The following is a 17,187-nucleotide window of genomic DNA, read 5'->3' on the forward strand; positions in this document are numbered from 1 at the left end:
AAAGGCTTACTTGGCCAGATGGGCAAAGCGAATCAGGTTGGACAGATGCTGGTTTTGTTTGGCTGCTTTTTTGTAGAGCAAAACAATTTTGCCAATTTGCTGCACAATTTCAGCCCCGGTTTTTTCGACCAGTTCCTGCATCAGGGCCGCACGGAGTTCACGGTCTTCGCCACTGACTTTAACTTTAATCAGCTCGTGGTCATTCAGTGCGCGGTTGGCTTCTTCAATAACACCTTCGGTCAGGCCCTGACTGCCCAGCATCACCACAGGATGCAGTGCATGTCCGATTTGACGTAAACGCTTACGTTCCTGATTTGAAAGACTGCTCATACACTGAACTCAAACAACATTGAATAAGGTTGTCTATTGTAGCGAAAAACCCCAAGGCAAGAAATGATTATCTCAAGCCTTGGCGATCAGGTTTGTGTTCTGGCGTCTGTGCTATAGCAAAAATTCCATTTAAAATGCCAAATCAAAAAAACAATTTTAATTAAATAATTGTTTTTAAAAGCCACTCAGTACAATTTTGCCGATGCTCTGGTTACTTTCCAGCAGGGCATGGGCTTTTTTCAGGTTTTTCGCATTGATAGTGCCAAAGTGCTGATTTTGCGTACTATGAATTTTACCGGCATCCACCAGTTGTGCCACGTCATTAAGGATCTTGCCTTGGGCTTGCAGGTCGCTAGTCTGGAACAGCGAGCGGGTAAACATAAATTCCCAGTGAATGGCCACGCTTTTGCGCTTAAATACACTAATGTCCAGTTGTTGAGGATCGTCAATCAAAACCAGCGCGCCTTGCGGTGCAATAATTTCGCTAATGGCCTGCAAATGCTGGTCAGTATGGGTAGTTGAAAATACATACTGCGGTGGCTGTAATTGCTGGGCCTGAAGTTGCTCATTTAATGACTCACTGTGATCGAGCACCACATGTGCGCCCAGTTGCTGGCACCAGTCTCTGGTTTCTGGCCGTGATGCCGTTGCAATAATGGTTAAGCCAGTTAGTGCACGCAGCAACTGAATGGCAATGGAACCCACACCACCAGCGCCGCCAATAATCAGAACACTGGCATTTTCTGCCGGCGTTGTACTAATTTTTAAGCGGTCAAACAGGGCTTCCCATGCGGTAATGCTGGTCAGGGGCAAGGCTGCGGCTTGCTCAAAGGAAAGACTTTTTGGTTTTAAACCGACAATACGTTCATCCACCAGATGAAACTCGCTATTAGTGCCAGCACGGGTTAAGTCACCAGAATAAAACACTTCATCACCCACCTTAAACTGGCTAACCGCTTCACCTACTGCTGTTACCACGCCAGCAGCATCCCAGCCCAGCACCTTGTACTGTCCAGTATCGGGCTGAACTATCTGGCGAATTTTAGTATCAACCGGATTAACAGAGATTGCTTTCACCTCAACCAACAGGTCACGGCCACGGGCAACAGGTGCAGGCAGTTCAATATCCAGCAGGGATTTTTGTTCTTCAATGGCAAGTGAATTCTGGTAAGCAATGGCACGCATATTAAAAGTCCTGAACCTTGTAAAGCAGGCATAGAGCCCTAATTAACCAACACCTTAAAAGCAAAGAAACTTTTCTGCAAGAATGCACATTCATGACACCAGCTATCCCTTTTGACATTAATGACATATTTAATACTGATAGCCCGAAATGATTAATTGAATGATTCACTGCAAGCTCTACCCACCGCATCTTGATCAGCTTGCTGTTATCAAGAAATGAATACAGGAAACCAGATGCCTAATATTGCCCATGAACGCCATGATTGTACGGCAGGATGCCCGGTAGAAGGTGTGCTTGAAATAATTGATGGTAAATGGAAAGGGGTTATCCTGTATCATTTGCTGGATGAAACCCTGCGCTTTACTGAAATCCGTCAGGGGTAAAACTCTGGCACCCATTATCCGTGCCATGGAGCCTTGGGGCCGGGAAAATTTGCCAGAGTTAGCCCATGCACGCATGACGAATGAGCGTGCTATGCACATTTCAGATAAAAACACTGACAAAATCAGTTAATATCTGCACTGTTGTTAAGTTAAGAAAACGTATTTAATGAAACTGGTTTTTTACAGGTTGAGCTATGGCTACACGCATTACCAACAATAAGCTGTCCAAGAGTAGTAAGGCTTGGATGCGTGAGCATCTGGATGACTTCTATGTGAAGAAAGCCCATAAAGAAGGCTATCGTGCGCGTGCTGCCTACAAATTACTTGAGATTCAGGAAAAATATCACCTGATCAAGCCCGGCATGACTGTGGTTGACCTAGGTGCCGCACCGGGAAGCTGGTCGCAGATTGCTGGCAAGCTGGTTGGTTCCAAAGGACTGGTCGTTGCCTCGGATATCTTGCATATGGATGCCTTGCCGGATGTGACTTTCTTGCAGGGAGACTTCCGGGAGCAGGCTGTTTTTGATGAATTGTTAAAAATTCTTAATGGCCGACCAGTGGACGTTGTAATTTCCGATATGGCCCCCAATACATCTGGTAATACTTCTGTTGATCAGCCGCGCATGATTTACCTGTGTGAACTGGCTCTGGATTTTGCCACCCGGGTATTAGGTCCCAAAGGCCAGTTTCTGGTAAAGGTTTTTCAGGGCGAAGGTTTTGATGAATATCGAAAATCAATTGTTGATACTTTTGATGTGCTAAAAACCACCAAGCCGGATGCATCACGGGCCCGGTCAAAAGAAGTATACCTGCTGGGTCAGGGACGTAAAAAATCCTTATAACGAAATTAAAATTTAGGTGTTCAGTGAAATTAACTGAAGCTTAAATTGAGTGAAAACCTGAGTGAAAGATCACATCTATCAGGTCGTCATGTACCGAATATCGACATTAGGTTCATGATTTGAATGCTATAATGCATGCTGTGATCATCATGTATATATGGGAAGAAAGCTTTGAGCGATCTCGTTAAGAATGCCGTGTTGTGGCTTGTCATCATCGGTGTTCTCGTGCTGGTATTTAGCAATTTTGAAAACCGCAACAAGCCGGATCAACTGAACTATTCCGAGTTCGTGGCGGCGGTTAATGCGGGTCAAATCAAGCAGGTCAAAATTGACGGCGAGAGAATTACGGGCGAGAAGCGTAGCGGAACAGCGTTTGAAAGTATTCGCCCAGCCGTGACTGATGCTGAATTGATGCCAAACCTGATTAAAAATAATGTAGAAATTGAAGGTACTGCGCCGCATCGTCAGGGCTTGCTCATGCAGTTGCTGATTGCCAGCTTCCCAGTGTTACTGATTATTCTGCTGTTTATGTTCTTTATGCGGAACATGCAGGGTGGTGCTGGTGGCAAAGGTGGGCCAATGAGCTTTGGTAAATCCAAGGCCAAAATGCTGACCGATGACCAGATCAAGGTTAACTTTGCTGATGTGGCCGGTTGTGATGAAGCCAAGCAGGAAGTGGTTGAAATTGTTGACTTCCTAAAAGACCCAGCCAAATTCAAGCGTCTGGGTGCCAAGATTCCCCGTGGTGTGCTGATGGTTGGCCCACCGGGAACAGGTAAAACCTTACTGGCTAAAGCCATTGCGGGTGAAGCCAAAGTACCGTTCTTCTCAATTTCCGGTTCGGACTTTGTTGAAATGTTTGTGGGCGTGGGTGCATCCCGCGTACGTGACATGTTTGAGCAGGCCAAGCGTCATGCGCCATGTATTATCTTTATTGACGAGATTGATGCAGTGGGCCGTCATCGGGGTTCAGGTACAGGTGGTGGTCACGATGAACGTGAGCAAACCTTGAACCAGATGCTGGTGGAAATGGATGGTTTTGAAGGCAATGAAGGTATTATCGTGATTGCTGCGACCAACCGCGTGGACGTACTGGATAAAGCATTGCTGCGTCCGGGCCGTTTTGACCGTCAGGTTGCAGTAGGCTTGCCCGACATCAAGGGCCGTGAGCAAATTCTGAATGTGCATATGACCAAACTGCCATCGGTAACAGGTGTTGATACGAAAGTACTGGCACGTGGTACACCTGGTTTTAGTGGTGCTGACCTTGCCAACCTTGTCAATGAAGCAGCACTGTTTGCTGCCCGTCGTAATAAAAATACGGTGGATATGCACGACTTTGAAGATGCCAAGGACAAGATTTTCATGGGGCCAGAGCGTAAGTCGATGGTACTGCGTGAAGAAGAACGTAAGGCTACTGCCTACCATGAAGCTGGTCATGCCATTGTGGCTGAGTTGCTGCCCGAAACTGATCCAGTACATAAAGTGACCATTATGCCGCGTGGCTGGGCGCTGGGTGTAACCTGGCAGTTGCCTGAACATGACCGCATTAGTCATTACAAGCATAAAATGCTAAATGAAATTTCCATTTTGTTTGGTGGCCGTATTGCTGAAGAAGTATTTATTAATCAGCAATCTACAGGTGCTTCCAATGACTTTGAACGTGCAACCAAAATTGCCCGTGCCATGGTCACCAAATATGGCATGTCAGATAAGTTAGGTGTGATGGTATATGAAGATGACCAATCACAGTCTTTCTTTGGCAATGTGGGTAGCCGTACCATTTCAGAAGCAACCCAGCAACAGGTTGATGCCGAAGTACGTCGTATTCTGGATGAGCAATACAAAATTGCCCGTGACCTGATTGAATCCAATCTGGACATTGCGCATGCGATGGTGAAAGCATTGCTGGAATGGGAAACCATTGACCGCGAGCAGATTCTGGACATTATGGCTGGCCGTACTCCAAAGCCGCCTCGTGTTTATGAACCTATTAATCCTGTGCCAACCCATAGTATTGATAGTGGCGGTTCTTCATCAGGGGGTTCTACGCCACCGCCTTTGCCAGTGATTTAATTGCTGTCTTAAAAATAATGTTTTCTACTGAAAACGCCTCTATAAAAAACCGCGCTTAATTCAGGCGCGGTTTTTTTATAAAATAACACTGTTGTCAAACTGGAACGCTTATGCAATTACGTCCATTACCCGCGGTTACTCTTAACTGCAAAAATAAAGTACTGGATTTATCCGTACCACAAGTCATGGGCATATTAAATGTGACACCAGATTCCTTTTCGGATGGTGGGCAATATACCCAGCTTGAATATGCCTTAAACCATGCAAAAGACATGGTAAGGCAAGGTGCCAGTATTATTGATATTGGGGGTGAATCCACCCGGCCTCATGCGGCCAAGGTCGGCATTGCACAAGAATTACAACGGGTAGTGCCTGTGGTAAAAGCCATTAGCCAGCAGCTTGATGTCATTATTTCAATTGATACCAGTACGCCGGAAGTCATGCAGGCTGCCGTAGATGCAGGTGCACATTTATGGAATGATGTGCGTGCGCTAACCCGGCCGAAAGCGCTGGAAATGGCGGCCAGTTTAAATGTTCCGGTAATTCTGATGCATATGCGTGGTGAACCAGACACCATGAATAGTCTGGCAAATTATGACAATGTAGTGCATGAGGTGATTAATGAACTAGAGCAACGCGTTAATGCAGCACTAACCGCAGGCATCGCGCGTGATCATATTATTCTGGACCCCGGTTTTGGTTTTGCCAAAAATGCCCAGCACAATTTAAAACTATTAAATTCGCTGTATCAGTTTAATGATTATTTTGGCTTGCCATGGCTGAGTGGATTGTCACGCAAGCGCTTTTTGGGTGAAGTGCTAAATGGTGCAAATGTAAATGATCGCTTGTATGCTGGTTTGGCAGGCCACCTGCTGTCAGTGCAGCAAGGGGCTTCTATCGTGCGCACGCATGATGTGCTTGCCACGGTTCAACATTTAAAATTGTGGCAAGCCAGCTTAAACGCTTAACAGGATACGGATATGACAAGCCATAAAGAGATTATGAGCAATTAACCGATTTATACTGATCTTCTTTAACCTGTTTAAAGCCCAGTGACTGTGCGGTTTCTAGCTGGAATGAAGCAATTTTATAAATACCCAGCTTGCCTTGTGCTGCACCACATACCTGTGTGCGCATCATGCCATCATCAGCGCAGTGAGCGCCCAGTACCTGCACTTGGTTTTGATCGAGCATACTCTGGGTTTTTTTAAGTGCTTCTTTACTGGATACTTGCTCGCATTGTTTTAAGCCAAGGTCTTTGGCTACCCATATAGGCTGATGGCTACCTTCAGGCAATTGGGACGGGGAGGACTGGCAGCCAGCCAGCAGGGCTGTACCCAGCAGGCTTAAGGCAAAAGCTGTATTTTTCATGAGCATTAATCCATTAATGTAATTGGAGAACATTGTTAGACTAACAAACTCATGGCGTTGTACTGCATTAAAAATGTTACGCCAGTGTTAATGCTCAGCAATGAAAAACAGGTTTCAACCTTCAAGATTTCGCTACGGTTAGTCTGCCTTGAGCTGCAAGGCCCGCTGGTACAGTTCATTTTTTTTCAGGCCTGTTAAATCAGCGGCAAGCTGTGATGCCGTTTTCACAGGTAGATCCTGCAACAGGCGTTTTAATAACTCATCCACTTTTTGCTGATCCTGCTCGCCGGTATCTGGCGCACCAGCCACCACCAGTACAATTTCACCCTTTTGCTGATTAGGATCATTTTTCACCCACTCAACCAGTTCAGCAAAGGTGGTCTTTTTAATGGTTTCAAAGGTTTTGGTAATTTCACGTGCCATGGTCACGCTACGATCTGCCCCAAAAATATCATGCATGTCCTGCGCGCAATCCAGAATACGATGCGGCGCTTCATAAAAAATCAGGGTTTGGGTGGCTGCTTTTAATGCTTGGAGTTTTTGCTGGCGGGCATGTGACTTGGCCGGTAAAAAACCTTCAAAACTAAAACGGTCACTCGGTAGCCCCGCTGCACTTAAGGCAGCAATGGCCGCACAGGCACCCGGCACCGGAATAACACGGATATTTTCTTCATGCGCGGCGCGCACCAGTTTAAAACCGGGATCACTAATGAGTGGTGTACCAGCATCACTGATTAGCGCAACTGACTGGCCTTGTTTAATTTTGTATATAATTTCTGAGATTTTGTGATTTTCGTTATGTTCATGGCAAGCTGTGAGTGCAGTTGTAATATGATAAGCATCCATTAGACGTGTCGCGTGCCGGGTGTCTTCAGCTGCAATGAGACTTACCTCACGCAATATTTGAATTGCACGCGGTGAAATATCTTCAAGGTGACCAATGGGCGTTGCCACCACATATAAATAAGCACTCATGCGGAAGGCTTCTCCATGTATCGAAAAACATTGAATATTTTAACAGGATTGGGGCTTACAGCAGTTTTACCCTTTCTGTTGGCGTCAGCGCAGGCCCAGCCACAAGCTAAAAAGCAATCACCCGTCAAGGCTGCCTTACAGGGGCAACCACAGGCGGAGGTACTGATTATCCTGCCCGCAAGTGGCCCAATGTCCGTGGCTGCCAATAGTGTGCGCGACGGTATTGAAGCTGCGTATTATGCAGGAAATTCCAGACCCGTGCTGCGTTTTGTAGACAATAGCCAGCGTTCCATTACCGATATTTTAAAAACCGAAGTTAAAAGAAATACCCAGCTCATTATTGGACCTTTGGCGCGTAATGAAGTGGAAGCACTGGTACAGGCCAAACCTGCTGTTAAAACCCTGGCACTGAACCAGGTCTATAAAACTGAACCCAATATCTGGCAGTTTGCTTTATCGCCTGATGAAGATGCACTGGCTATCACCAAACGCATTCAGGCCGATGGGGTAGCTCAGCTGTTGGTACTGACGCAGGATAGCCGAAGTAGCAGTACCAAGCGGTTTCGGGATGCTATGAGCCGGATCTGGGGTGGCAAGCTGGTCGATAGTACGCAAGTACCCCGCAAGCTGGATGAACAGCAGGGTATTTTGCTGCTGGGGGATTATGACTGGCTGAATCAGCTTAAAAAATTGCCCCAGAACAAGATTTATACTGTGCCGCTGGCTATCAAGGAAAATGCAAAATTGCCTGTAGGTCTGCAATTTTGTGATATTCCTGCGCTTTACAAGGCAGACTGGCCAGAGCTGCTTAAAGCATATGAGAAGAACCCTACCAGTGTGCCGTATCAGCGTCTGCTGGCGTTTGGCGGTGATACCTGGAACATTGCCAGTGTGATTTTAAGCAATGCATCAAACAACAATCAGGGGCAGACCATTCATGGCCGTACCGGCACCATCCGAATTGTAAAAAATACCATAGACCGTTATCCGCAGTGCATGAAGGTGCAAAATACAGGCTTAAGCTTTGATTGAAACCAGTTGTTATTAAGCGTGTCATCAATCAATCCACACGATAATCAGGGGTAATTTGTTTATGCCGGTAGGCCGTTCCAGCAGCCCAACCCACCAGCAGGGTGCCAAGGCAGAAGATGCAGCGGCAATATTTATGCAGCAACAAGGCTATCAACTGGTGGCACAAAACTTTAATACCCGCTTTGGTGAAATAGACCTGATTGTCCAGCGTGTCAACCAGTTGGTGTTTGTCGAGGTGCGTCAGCGCAAGGCCAATAGTCTGGTGAGTGCGCTGGAAAGCATTACGGTAGCCAAGCAGCGTAAAATTATTAAGGCTGCGCAGGGTTTTTTGCAGCAGCACCCACAGTACCACAACCATAATTGCCGTTTTGATGTGATTGCCTGTACTTCACCAATAAAACCAGCTACCAATTTGCAGCTTACGTTGCACCCTGCTTTAGGGCACGCTGAATTGCAAGCTATGCAACTGGAGTGGATTCAGGCGGCTTTTGAGAGTGCCTGATGTTGATAGGTCCAATATAGCTATGCCTGATTTTAATATCGCCCCTGTATAAAATTCATAATTCATTCATGGCGCTAGATAAAACTGTTAAATAATTGCCAGAGTCATTCAAAAGCATCTTTAAAATTAGTTACACTCGGTCAGTTTGAATTGATCTTGTCTTGAGGAAACGTGGTTATGAATAAGTCTGGCTATCTGGGACTAAAAATGGGTTTGGCTGGCATTATGCTGGTGGGGTTATCTGGGTGTGCCAGTTTTCTGGCGCAAAGCACCGGGCCTGCACCATTGGGGACAGATAGTGGTGTACGGACTTTTAGTCAGGTGTTAAATGATAATTCCATTGAGCGTACCGCCAAGATCAATACCTACAAGCTGGATGAGCGCTTTAAATATGCCCGTATTAATCTTGCCAGTTTTCACAGTGCGGTATTGCTGACCGGGCAAGTGGGCGACCAGTATTTAAAACAGCTGGCAGAAGACAACGTCAAAGCCATGACTGATGTAAAAACCGTACACAACTATATTACGATTGGCGAAAAAATCCCTTATAACACCATTGTGCAGGACAGTATTGTGACTGCAAATATCCGCCGCATGCTGGTGACTTCACCGGATATTTCAGACACCAAGGTTAAGGTGCAAACTGAAGATGGCGTAGTTTATGTTATGGGTAAGCTAACGCCCAGTGAAAATCAGGCGCTGGTCAATATTTTGCAAAGTACCCCAAATATTGTCAAAGTGGTGTCGCTCATTGACTTGCTGAGTGATACAGGCGTGGCAACTTCAAGCAACGGGTTATCACAGGCTAGTGCAGCCGCTGCAACGACCAGCAGCAATGCAAGCGCAAGCCTGACTACTAGTGCGGTAACCATGCCATTAGCAGCACCACTAAACAGTTCAACAAAGAATATTGATGAAACACCGGTAGCTATTGATCCTGAGCAGGCAGCCCCGGATCAGGCAGATGAAACATCAGCACCTTAAGATCACGGTATTAATCGCAATGTAATAATGGGAAGGGATGGACGCTGGATATGACAGTCAAGGTAACGCCATATTTGCGAAAGAAGCATGATTTGCAGAAACCACATAATTCGCAAAAACAACATGCTTGGCAAAAAAAGTGTTTAATTGCAGTGGCTACCGTACTGCTGGTGGGCTGTAGCAGTTGTTCATCCCTTAATACGTCGCATGGTAGTGCGTCAGCCACCACCTCCAGTAACCAGAATAGCTCATCCATGTCTTCACTCAAGCAGTATTTTTCCGGTATAGGTTTTCTCAACGGCATTACCCGCAAGGACTTTAGTGCGCACTACAATATTGCCTATGGACAGGATACCCGGCAAAAGCTGGATATCTACCAGCCCCTGCATCTCACCAATAGCAACCCTCGGCCTGTAATCCTGTTTGTACACGGCGGTTCATGGGAAGAGGGCAGTAAGGATGATTACCTGTTTGTGGGTGAAAGTTTTACGCGTGCAGGTTATGTCACTGTAGTTATGAATTACCGGTTAGCGCCTGTGCACAAGTATCCTGATTATGTGCAGGACACTGCGCGGGCAATACAATGGATTAACCAGAATATTTCCCGCTATGGCGGCAACCCGCAACAACTGGTAGTCATGGGGCATTCTGCGGGTGCCTTTAATGCGGTAGAAGCCGTAGACAACCCGCGTTGGCTCAGTGAAGTAAACGTACCTGTATCCAGTATCAAGGCTGTGGTTGGGATTGCCGGGCCTTATAGCTATGATTTTCGCACCGATAGCACGCGTGATGCGTTTCCTGCCAATGCAGTACCGGATCAGGTAATGCCTGACCGTCATGTCAGGACAGATGCCCCGCCGCATTTATTACTGGTGGGTTCAAAAGATCAGCGGGTCAAGCCTGCCAATGCACAAAAAATGCACGCTGCATTACAAGCCAGACAAATTCCCGTACAACTGCAAACTGTTGAGGGAGCTAATCACATATCCATTATGGCAGCGGTAGCTACCCGATTATCATGGTACAAAAGTACCCGTCAGCAAATTCTGGATTATCTGGCAAAAACTTTAAAATCCTAACGCTAAAAATTGTCAGATTGTAGCATCTGATCCCGTTTAGCTTAAATTTACTATTGCTTAGCTACGAAGTGCTGCTGCTTTATCTGGCAGCTATTTTTAATAGTAGTGCACTTTAATAGTAGGGCATCAATTTTTAAAATTTTTCTAAAAAGCAGTATTTTTATAAAATAAAGTGCTGATGACGTTTTGCTGGTGCAAATCAATCGCTTTACAAGGGTTCACGCCTCGTTTCAAAAATTGACTAATCCACAGTCTAACCCTTATTTTGCTGCGTTGTCATATCCCTTATAAAAACAACTATTACTCTACATCGGGTAGGCCATCCCAATAACCATTCGCCTAATCCGAAACAAGAGCCAGATACAGGGAGAACAATGATGACCAGTCACCTGAAACAATTACAAGCGATCACCCATGCACTGAGCGGTAGCGCCGCTGCGGACGACCAGTTATTTGAACAAATTGGTGATGCCCAGTTTGTACTCATCGGTGAAGCTTCGCATGGCACGCATGATTTCTATCAGGAACGTGCGCAGATTACCCGCCGCCTGATTGAAGAAAAGAATTTTAGTGCGGTGGTGGTGGAAGCAGACTGGCCAGATGCTTACCGGGTTAACCGTTATGTTCGCGGTCAGGGCAAAGATCAAAATGCACAGGCTGCCTTGAGTGATTTCAAGCGTTTTCCACGCTGGATGTGGCGTAATGACATTGTACTACAATTTGTGGAGTGGCTACGCAAATACAACCAGCAGGCCCTGCAACAGTCCAAACCACTTACGGGTTTTTATGGCATGGATTTATATAGTCTGCATCGATCTATGGGGGCCGTGGTTGAATATCTGGATAGTGTAGACCCGGAAGCGGCGCATCGGGCACGGGCGCGTTATAGCTGCTTTGATTCATTTGGCAAGGAGCCGCAAACCTATGGCATGGCCACAGTGTATGGAGTGGCAGAACCCTGTGAAGAGGCTGTCATAGCCCAGTTGATGGAGCTTCGTCATCAGGAGGAAGCGCTGGTGAACAATGAGGGGATACTGGCTGAGGACGAGCATTTTTATGCGGAACAAAATGCACGTCTGGCAGTAGATGCAGAGCGTTATTACCGCGCCATGTTCCGTGGCCGGGATAATTCATGGAACCTGCGTGATACCCATATGGTCGATACCATTGATGCACTGGCCGCTCATCAGGCCGAGCAGGGCCAACCCGCCAAAATTATAGTCTGGGCGCATAACTCGCATTTGGGTGATGCCCGCGCAACCGAGGTTAGCCAGCGTGATCAGGTCAATGTTGGCCAGCTAATGCGGGAGCGGCACCCGGACAATACCTTTATTATTGGCTTTAGCACCTATCAGGGTGAGGTGTTTGCAGCAGATGACTGGGATAGCCCCGGCATTCGTAAAAAAGTACGGCCCGGTTTGCCAGACAGTCATGAAGCGCTATTGCATGAGCTTAGTCAGCAGGCTGGGGTAGAAAAATTCTGGCTCAATTTGCAGGCTCAACAACGCAAACAAACACAGGATGCCGTGCTGCTTGGTAAAGAACGGCTGGAACGATACATCGGCGTAATTTATGCACCTGCCACCGAGCGCTGGAGTCATTACCTTAAAACCCGTCTGGACCAGCAGTATGATGCACTCATCTATATGGATAAAACCAAAGCCTTAAATCCACTGGATCGGCAAAGTGTGGCTGATCGGGAAGAAACGGAGCAAGATTTGCCAGAAACCTATCCAACGGGTGAGTAAGCCAGCAGTTTGGGGTTTTAATAGGCCACAGTCCCAATAAGTGATGGTTAATGCCTATTTTTTTATCAGCAGCAAGCAGCACAAATAAGTCCAGCTTTTAAAGCCAAGTGAAATGGTTGAGGTGCAATTAAAGCGTAAGCGGCTTATTCATAAATTGCTTAATAAAATGAATAGGCCTGCTTTGATGGAGATTTAGGAGGCGCTAGGTATTTGTGGTGCTTTGAGAGATAACCTGCTCAATCATCCAGTAGGCGATGCTGCCTTTGGGAGGGATGGTTGGCAGTTGATAAAAGTCAAAAAAAGCGGCTTCTGCAATTTCTTCATCCTGAAGCAATAACTCACCGCCTGCATATTCAGCCTTAAATGCCAGCATCAGATTGCTGGGAAAAGGCCACGGCTGACTGGCCATATACTGGATATTCTTTAAGCGAATACCCACTTCTTCCAGTGTTTCACGTGCAACGGCCTGTTCAAGGGTTTCACCCACTTCAACAAATCCGGCAATCAGGCCATACATGCTGGTATGACGTTGTGCCGAGCGGGCCAGCAAAATCTGCGCGCCTTTAGTGATAGCAATAATGACACAGGGATTAATGCGGGGATACTGCGAATAATGGCACACCGTACAGGTCATGCAGTGTTCACGGCTATGCGCTGTGGCCTTATTACCACATCGGCTACAAAACTGGTGGTTACGCTTCCATTCCAGCAGTTGCATGGCACGGCTGGTTTGTTCAAATTGCGCGACAGTCCAGTGGCTAACCAGCTGGCGTACAGGCATAAGCTGATAGCCAGACGGAATTTCGGATTCATTTATAAGGGCACGTGCAACAACCTGACCGATTGAGTCGGTTGCATGACTGACCACAATATCTTCCGGATGGGAAGGCAAGCGCGGCAGCTCGAGCTGTTGGTTAACCAGCAAAGCGTTATCTTTGAGGATATAAGCGGTGACCAGTGCCAAATTCTCAGGGACTTGGTCATTTGGCATCAGGTCATCTGTTTGCATAGCTGTTACCTATCTTGGTATTCAGGCTGCCAGTTCCTGAACACTTTTAAGGCCAATCTCAAAAGGACGGATACCCAGCGGTTTTTGCTGTTGCAGACTTTCCAGGTAGTGATCTACGCTAACCATGACATTGGCCAGCAAATTAATGTGATGACTGTCTGGCGGAGTGGACTGGTCTAAGGCAAAGGCACGCTCTACATATTGCGCGGCCTGCTTTAGCATATCTCGACCTGCCGTAGCATTCATAAAGGCCAAAGCACCGGCAATGGATTCAAACATGGCTGGCACGTTATTCATGTGCAGCAGGTCTTTGGTTTCCAGATAGGACGACAGGGAACGCATGCTCAGGTTCAGTGATTCCCGGCTTTCCTTAATCAGCGTTTCACCGGCTTCTTCCAGCTGATGCAGGGAAATATGCAGGTTATGGAAAGGCAGTTTGCTGCTTCCGGCGATGTAGGAGCGATCCAGCACGGTTAGGGCATTGCCCGCATAAAGCAGGGCATCCATCAGGTTATTTACATCTTCAATATTGGTGAGGTCGCGCCAGTTTGCCACCTGATGGGCCTGATGCGCCAGCATGGTACTGGCTTCACCCAGATTGAGCAGAGACAGGGCATTGGCCAGTTGATGCAATTGCTCGGCAATCGCTGGAAAACTGCTGTCAATGCTGTCGCCATGCTGCATGCTGTCAATCTTGTTTTTGATGTCAGTCATTTCCTGCTGCATCAGTTCTGTTGTCACATGAATGGTGGCACTGTCCGGCCCATGCAAATAACGTCCTAACAGACCGGCCTGTGCATCGCTGATGAGATATTCATTCAGACCCAGTTGCTGGCGCAGCTCATCCGCTTCCTCATGGTCACGGCAGGCGCTTAAGGTCAGGGCATCGGCCATATCCTGTTCGGTTGGGGTAAAGGCCGCAGGATTGCCAACAAATTTTTGCAGGTTACGTTCAATCAGGATCAGGGTGCGCAGGCGAACATCATTCAGTTTACAGCTTTGCAGTTCGGTAAAAGCAGTATTGATAGCATGCCAGTACAACTCTGAGCTACTGCCAGCCGCCAGCATACTGGTAAAGTGACCGACCAGTTTAATGGCCTGAAAATCCAGTGCATTGGCCTGTTTTTTGAGTAAGTGGTTAAGTGATGTTTTGTATAGGGCCAGCAGCTGGTTCACCTGTGCAGCACTGATTTCAGGCTTTTGCAGGTTCAGGTTCAGCTTCGGCAGTTGGATAATGCTGAGATAAGGCTGCAGGAAATAGCCTTCACGTAATAGCGGCTCACCCAGTTCAGCGTAAATACGGTTGATGGAAGGCAGCAGGAAATGTGGCAGCAGGTTTTCACGCAGTACCACAAATTCCAGATAGCGCGACAACATCATCAGGCCTTCGCTTACAGCGCCCAATTGCTGGTCGGTTACCTTGGTGGTATTGGCAACAATATGATTAATCAGTTGCGAGGTGGCCTGTGACAGTTCAACAGCCCCGGCGATTTCCAGCAGGCTTAATACCCCATGAATCTGGCGCATGTTTTCGCTGGCTTCAGCCAGACCAAAGGTATTGCTGGTGTCGTCAATATAGGCGCTTAAGGCATTTTGTACTTGTAGTAATGAGGCATCTATTTCCGGTTTAACAATATGAAGTGCAATGGCATCAAAATGTTGAGCGGTAGCAAGGGACATAGTAATAACATCCTTCCTTAGATCTTATTTGGGGTCGACGTATTAGCCGGTACTGGGTCAGTAACAGGGTAGTACAGGAGTTGGGTATCTGGGGTACAAACCCCCGGCAGGTCTTTAATAGACAGAGTTTGCTGGAGTATTTGGCACCTGCTATAACATATAGTGTTTGGCGCAGGACAGCCAGTAAAAAATCATACTTTGCTGAAGTTTTTTAAACCATTTGTGGCAAACTGCACAGTTTATGTTCAGAAAACGGATTGCTATTGTTTAGCAATGGACAGCTTACTCAAATACTGTGCGCCACAGCGCTGGTGTGCCATTTTTCTCGCCAAACTGATCCAGCCACTGCACATGATGTTGCGCTTCCTGCTGTGATGCTGCAATCACAGGCAGGCTAAAACGGCCCGCAAACTGGCGGTGCTGGGTCAGCCCACCGGCACTGTTCTGGTCATCGCCGATATCCAGTGTCACCTGGCCACCTGTCATGGTGAGGTAAACATCGGCCAGAATTTCCGCATCCAGCAATGCACCGTGGAACGTACGGTCGCGCTGCTTGATTTCGTAGCGTCTTACCAGTGCATCCAGCGAGTTTTTCTGGCCCGGATGCTTGCGCTTGGCCAGCGCCAAGGTGTCAGTTACATCCACCCGGCTTTTGAGCGAAGGCAAGCCGGCCTTTAAAAATTCACCTTCTAAAAAGTTCATGTCAAAGGTGGCATTGTGTGCAATGATTTCCGCGCCGTGCAGGTAGTCGCTTAGTTCATGGGCAATCTGTTCAAACCGCAGCTTGTCCTGTAAAAATTCATCGGTAATACCGTGGACAGTAACCGAATCACCCACCGGGCGTAGCGGATTGATATACACATGAAATGAGCTGCCAGTCAGCTTGCGGTTGATCATTTCAATCACGCCAACTTCAATGACGCGATCCCCATCAGCAAAGCTAAAGCCGGTGGTTTCGGTATCTAAAATCAGTTGGCGCCTGCCGGACAGTTTCAGTGTGGCAGGCGTACGCTGAATACCATTTTGTGGATTGGCCTGTTCCAGTTGTTGTTCCTTGTTGTGCTGTTCGACTGCGGTTTTGGGTTCAACATCGTCTACCCATTCTTCGTCTGCTGTATATAAATCGTCTGGCTCCTGCTCATAAACCATGTCCAGACCAAGTGGATCGTGGCTTAGCCAGTCAGGCTCCGGTGCAGCAGGGTCAGTTTCAGGCGTAGTGGAAGTGGAGTGTGCAGAAACCGGATTTTGATAAACCTGATGATTGCCTGTGCCATTTTTAACCTGATCAGCACCCCGGTTGGCTAGCATATCGGCGCGCTCATTGCCAGCATGACCGGCATGGCCTTTAATCCAGTGCCATTCAATTGTGCGATTTTGGCACGTTTGGTCCAGTTGCTGCCAAAGGTCGGCATTGATCACTGCCTTGCCATCGGCCTTGCGCCAGTTTTTCTTTTTCCAGCCAATGATCCATTCGGTAATGCCTTGCTTGACATAATTGGAATCTGTCCAGATTACTAGCGGCTGCCCGGCAGCGCATGCCTTGATGCCTTCAATGGCCGCCGTCAGTTCCATGCGGTTATTGGTGGTATTGGGTTCACCGCCACACAGTTCCTGTTCCTGTCCATCAGGGTACTGCATATAAACACCCCAGCCACCAAGGCCCGGATTGCCACGACAGGCGCCATCAACATATAAAACAACTGGCTGGGTTTGGGAATTACTCATGGCCTGCAACAGCTCCGGACGGATCAAGCCAGCAGTCTACCGAAGCCCGGGGTACAGGTAAAGCAACTAACCGGTTCAGTCAACCAAAAGCCCAAAAACACGTTAATCATAAAAACCTTTAAAAAAAACGGTGCAAGGATTTTTAGCTGCGGTACTTTCAATATCGTTACGTTTGGCTATTCTTATTTTCAAACTTTGTAAGTAATATGGCTAAATTGCAACATTCGCTGACATTCTTGCGCGAGAACAGGGTTGGAGAGCCAAG

Annotated in this window: 16 protein-coding genes; 9 read left to right on the forward strand and 7 right to left on the reverse strand. The window is 47.3% G+C overall.

Annotated elements, in window-relative coordinates; genetic code table 11:
- Positions 1-6 precede the first annotated feature (6 nt).
- Positions 7-330, reverse strand: coding sequence for a ribosome assembly RNA-binding protein YhbY (yhbY, locus tag BKE30_RS09110; RefSeq protein ID WP_076878290.1), 324 nt, complete (start codon positions 328-330; stop codon positions 7-9).
- Positions 331-504: 174 nt separating this feature from the next.
- Positions 505-1,515, reverse strand: coding sequence for a zinc-binding alcohol dehydrogenase family protein (locus BKE30_RS09115; RefSeq protein ID WP_076878291.1), 1,011 nt, complete (start codon positions 1,513-1,515; stop codon positions 505-507).
- 234 nt (positions 1,516-1,749) lie between these two features.
- On the opposite strand from BKE30_RS09115, the gene BKE30_RS16210 reads away from it, so the two are divergent.
- The 4 genes from BKE30_RS16210 (at position 1,750) to folP (ending at position 5,785) form a co-directional block, all read left to right on the forward strand.
- Entirely contained in the window at positions 1,750-1,899 is a 150-nt protein-coding gene (locus BKE30_RS16210; protein ID WP_198938066.1) for a winged helix-turn-helix transcriptional regulator, read from the forward strand.
- Positions 1,900-2,093: 194 nt separating this feature from the next.
- A complete protein-coding gene (rlmE, locus tag BKE30_RS09120; RefSeq protein ID WP_076878292.1) occupies positions 2,094-2,741 on the forward strand; it encodes a 23S rRNA (uridine(2552)-2'-O)-methyltransferase RlmE in 648 nt (215 codons plus the stop codon).
- Positions 2,742-2,912: 171 nt separating this feature from the next.
- The gene (ftsH, locus tag BKE30_RS09125; protein ID WP_076878293.1) at positions 2,913-4,817 is read left to right on the forward strand and encodes an ATP-dependent zinc metalloprotease FtsH; all 1,905 of its coding nucleotides are present in this window, start codon (positions 2,913-2,915) and stop codon (positions 4,815-4,817) included.
- Between the two features lie 110 nt (positions 4,818-4,927).
- Positions 4,928-5,785 (forward strand): dihydropteroate synthase, encoded by an 858-nt coding sequence (gene folP / locus BKE30_RS09130; protein ID WP_076878294.1) that lies wholly within the window; start codon positions 4,928-4,930, stop codon positions 5,783-5,785.
- Positions 5,786-5,816: 31 nt separating this feature from the next.
- On the opposite strand, the gene BKE30_RS09135 is transcribed toward folP, so the two are convergent.
- Positions 5,817-6,188: a hypothetical protein gene (locus tag BKE30_RS09135; protein ID WP_076878295.1), complete on the reverse strand. Its 372-nt coding sequence runs from the start codon at positions 6,186-6,188 to the stop codon at positions 5,817-5,819.
- Between the two features lie 138 nt (positions 6,189-6,326).
- Positions 6,327-7,163 carry a 16S rRNA (cytidine(1402)-2'-O)-methyltransferase gene (gene rsmI / locus BKE30_RS09140; protein WP_076878296.1) on the reverse strand — a complete coding sequence of 279 codons (837 nt, stop codon included), beginning with the start codon at positions 7,161-7,163 and terminating at the stop codon, positions 6,327-6,329.
- 15 nt (positions 7,164-7,178) lie between these two features.
- On the opposite strand from rsmI, the gene BKE30_RS09145 reads away from it, so the two are divergent.
- From BKE30_RS09145 to BKE30_RS09165, 5 genes are all read left to right on the forward strand, one after another.
- Positions 7,179-8,195, forward strand: a complete 1,017-nt coding sequence (locus BKE30_RS09145; RefSeq protein WP_083698521.1) for a penicillin-binding protein activator — start codon at positions 7,179-7,181, stop codon at positions 8,193-8,195.
- Positions 8,196-8,256: 61 nt separating this feature from the next.
- Entirely contained in the window at positions 8,257-8,697 is a 441-nt protein-coding gene (locus BKE30_RS09150) for a YraN family protein (RefSeq protein WP_076878297.1), read from the forward strand.
- 195 nt (positions 8,698-8,892) lie between these two features.
- On the forward strand, positions 8,893-9,681 hold the full coding sequence (locus tag BKE30_RS09155) for a BON domain-containing protein (protein WP_454464560.1): 789 nt from the start codon (positions 8,893-8,895) through the stop codon (positions 9,679-9,681).
- Positions 9,682-9,731: 50 nt separating this feature from the next.
- On the forward strand, positions 9,732-10,760 hold the full coding sequence (locus BKE30_RS09160) for an alpha/beta hydrolase (protein WP_198938067.1): 1,029 nt from the start codon (positions 9,732-9,734) through the stop codon (positions 10,758-10,760).
- Between the two features lie 374 nt (positions 10,761-11,134).
- Positions 11,135-12,508: an erythromycin esterase family protein gene (locus BKE30_RS09165; protein WP_198938068.1), complete on the forward strand. Its 1,374-nt coding sequence runs from the start codon at positions 11,135-11,137 to the stop codon at positions 12,506-12,508.
- Between the two features lie 202 nt (positions 12,509-12,710).
- On the opposite strand, the gene nudC is transcribed toward BKE30_RS09165, so the two are convergent.
- From nudC to dnaQ, 3 genes are all read right to left on the reverse strand, one after another.
- Positions 12,711-13,517, reverse strand: coding sequence for an NAD(+) diphosphatase (gene nudC, locus BKE30_RS09170; RefSeq protein WP_227518382.1), 807 nt, complete (start codon positions 13,515-13,517; stop codon positions 12,711-12,713).
- A 21-nt stretch (positions 13,518-13,538) separates the two neighbouring features.
- Positions 13,539-15,197 carry a hypothetical protein gene (locus BKE30_RS09175; protein ID WP_076878299.1) on the reverse strand — a complete coding sequence of 553 codons (1,659 nt, stop codon included), beginning with the start codon at positions 15,195-15,197 and terminating at the stop codon, positions 13,539-13,541.
- Between the two features lie 282 nt (positions 15,198-15,479).
- On the reverse strand, positions 15,480-16,922 hold the full coding sequence (dnaQ, locus tag BKE30_RS09180; protein ID WP_076878424.1) for a DNA polymerase III subunit epsilon: 1,443 nt from the start codon (positions 16,920-16,922) through the stop codon (positions 15,480-15,482).
- Between the last annotated feature and the right edge of the window lie 265 nt (positions 16,923-17,187).

Origin of the sequence: Alkanindiges hydrocarboniclasticus, from assembly GCF_001982605.1 — a bacterium.
Classification (GTDB): domain Bacteria; phylum Pseudomonadota; class Gammaproteobacteria; order Pseudomonadales; family Moraxellaceae; genus Alkanindiges; species Alkanindiges hydrocarboniclasticus.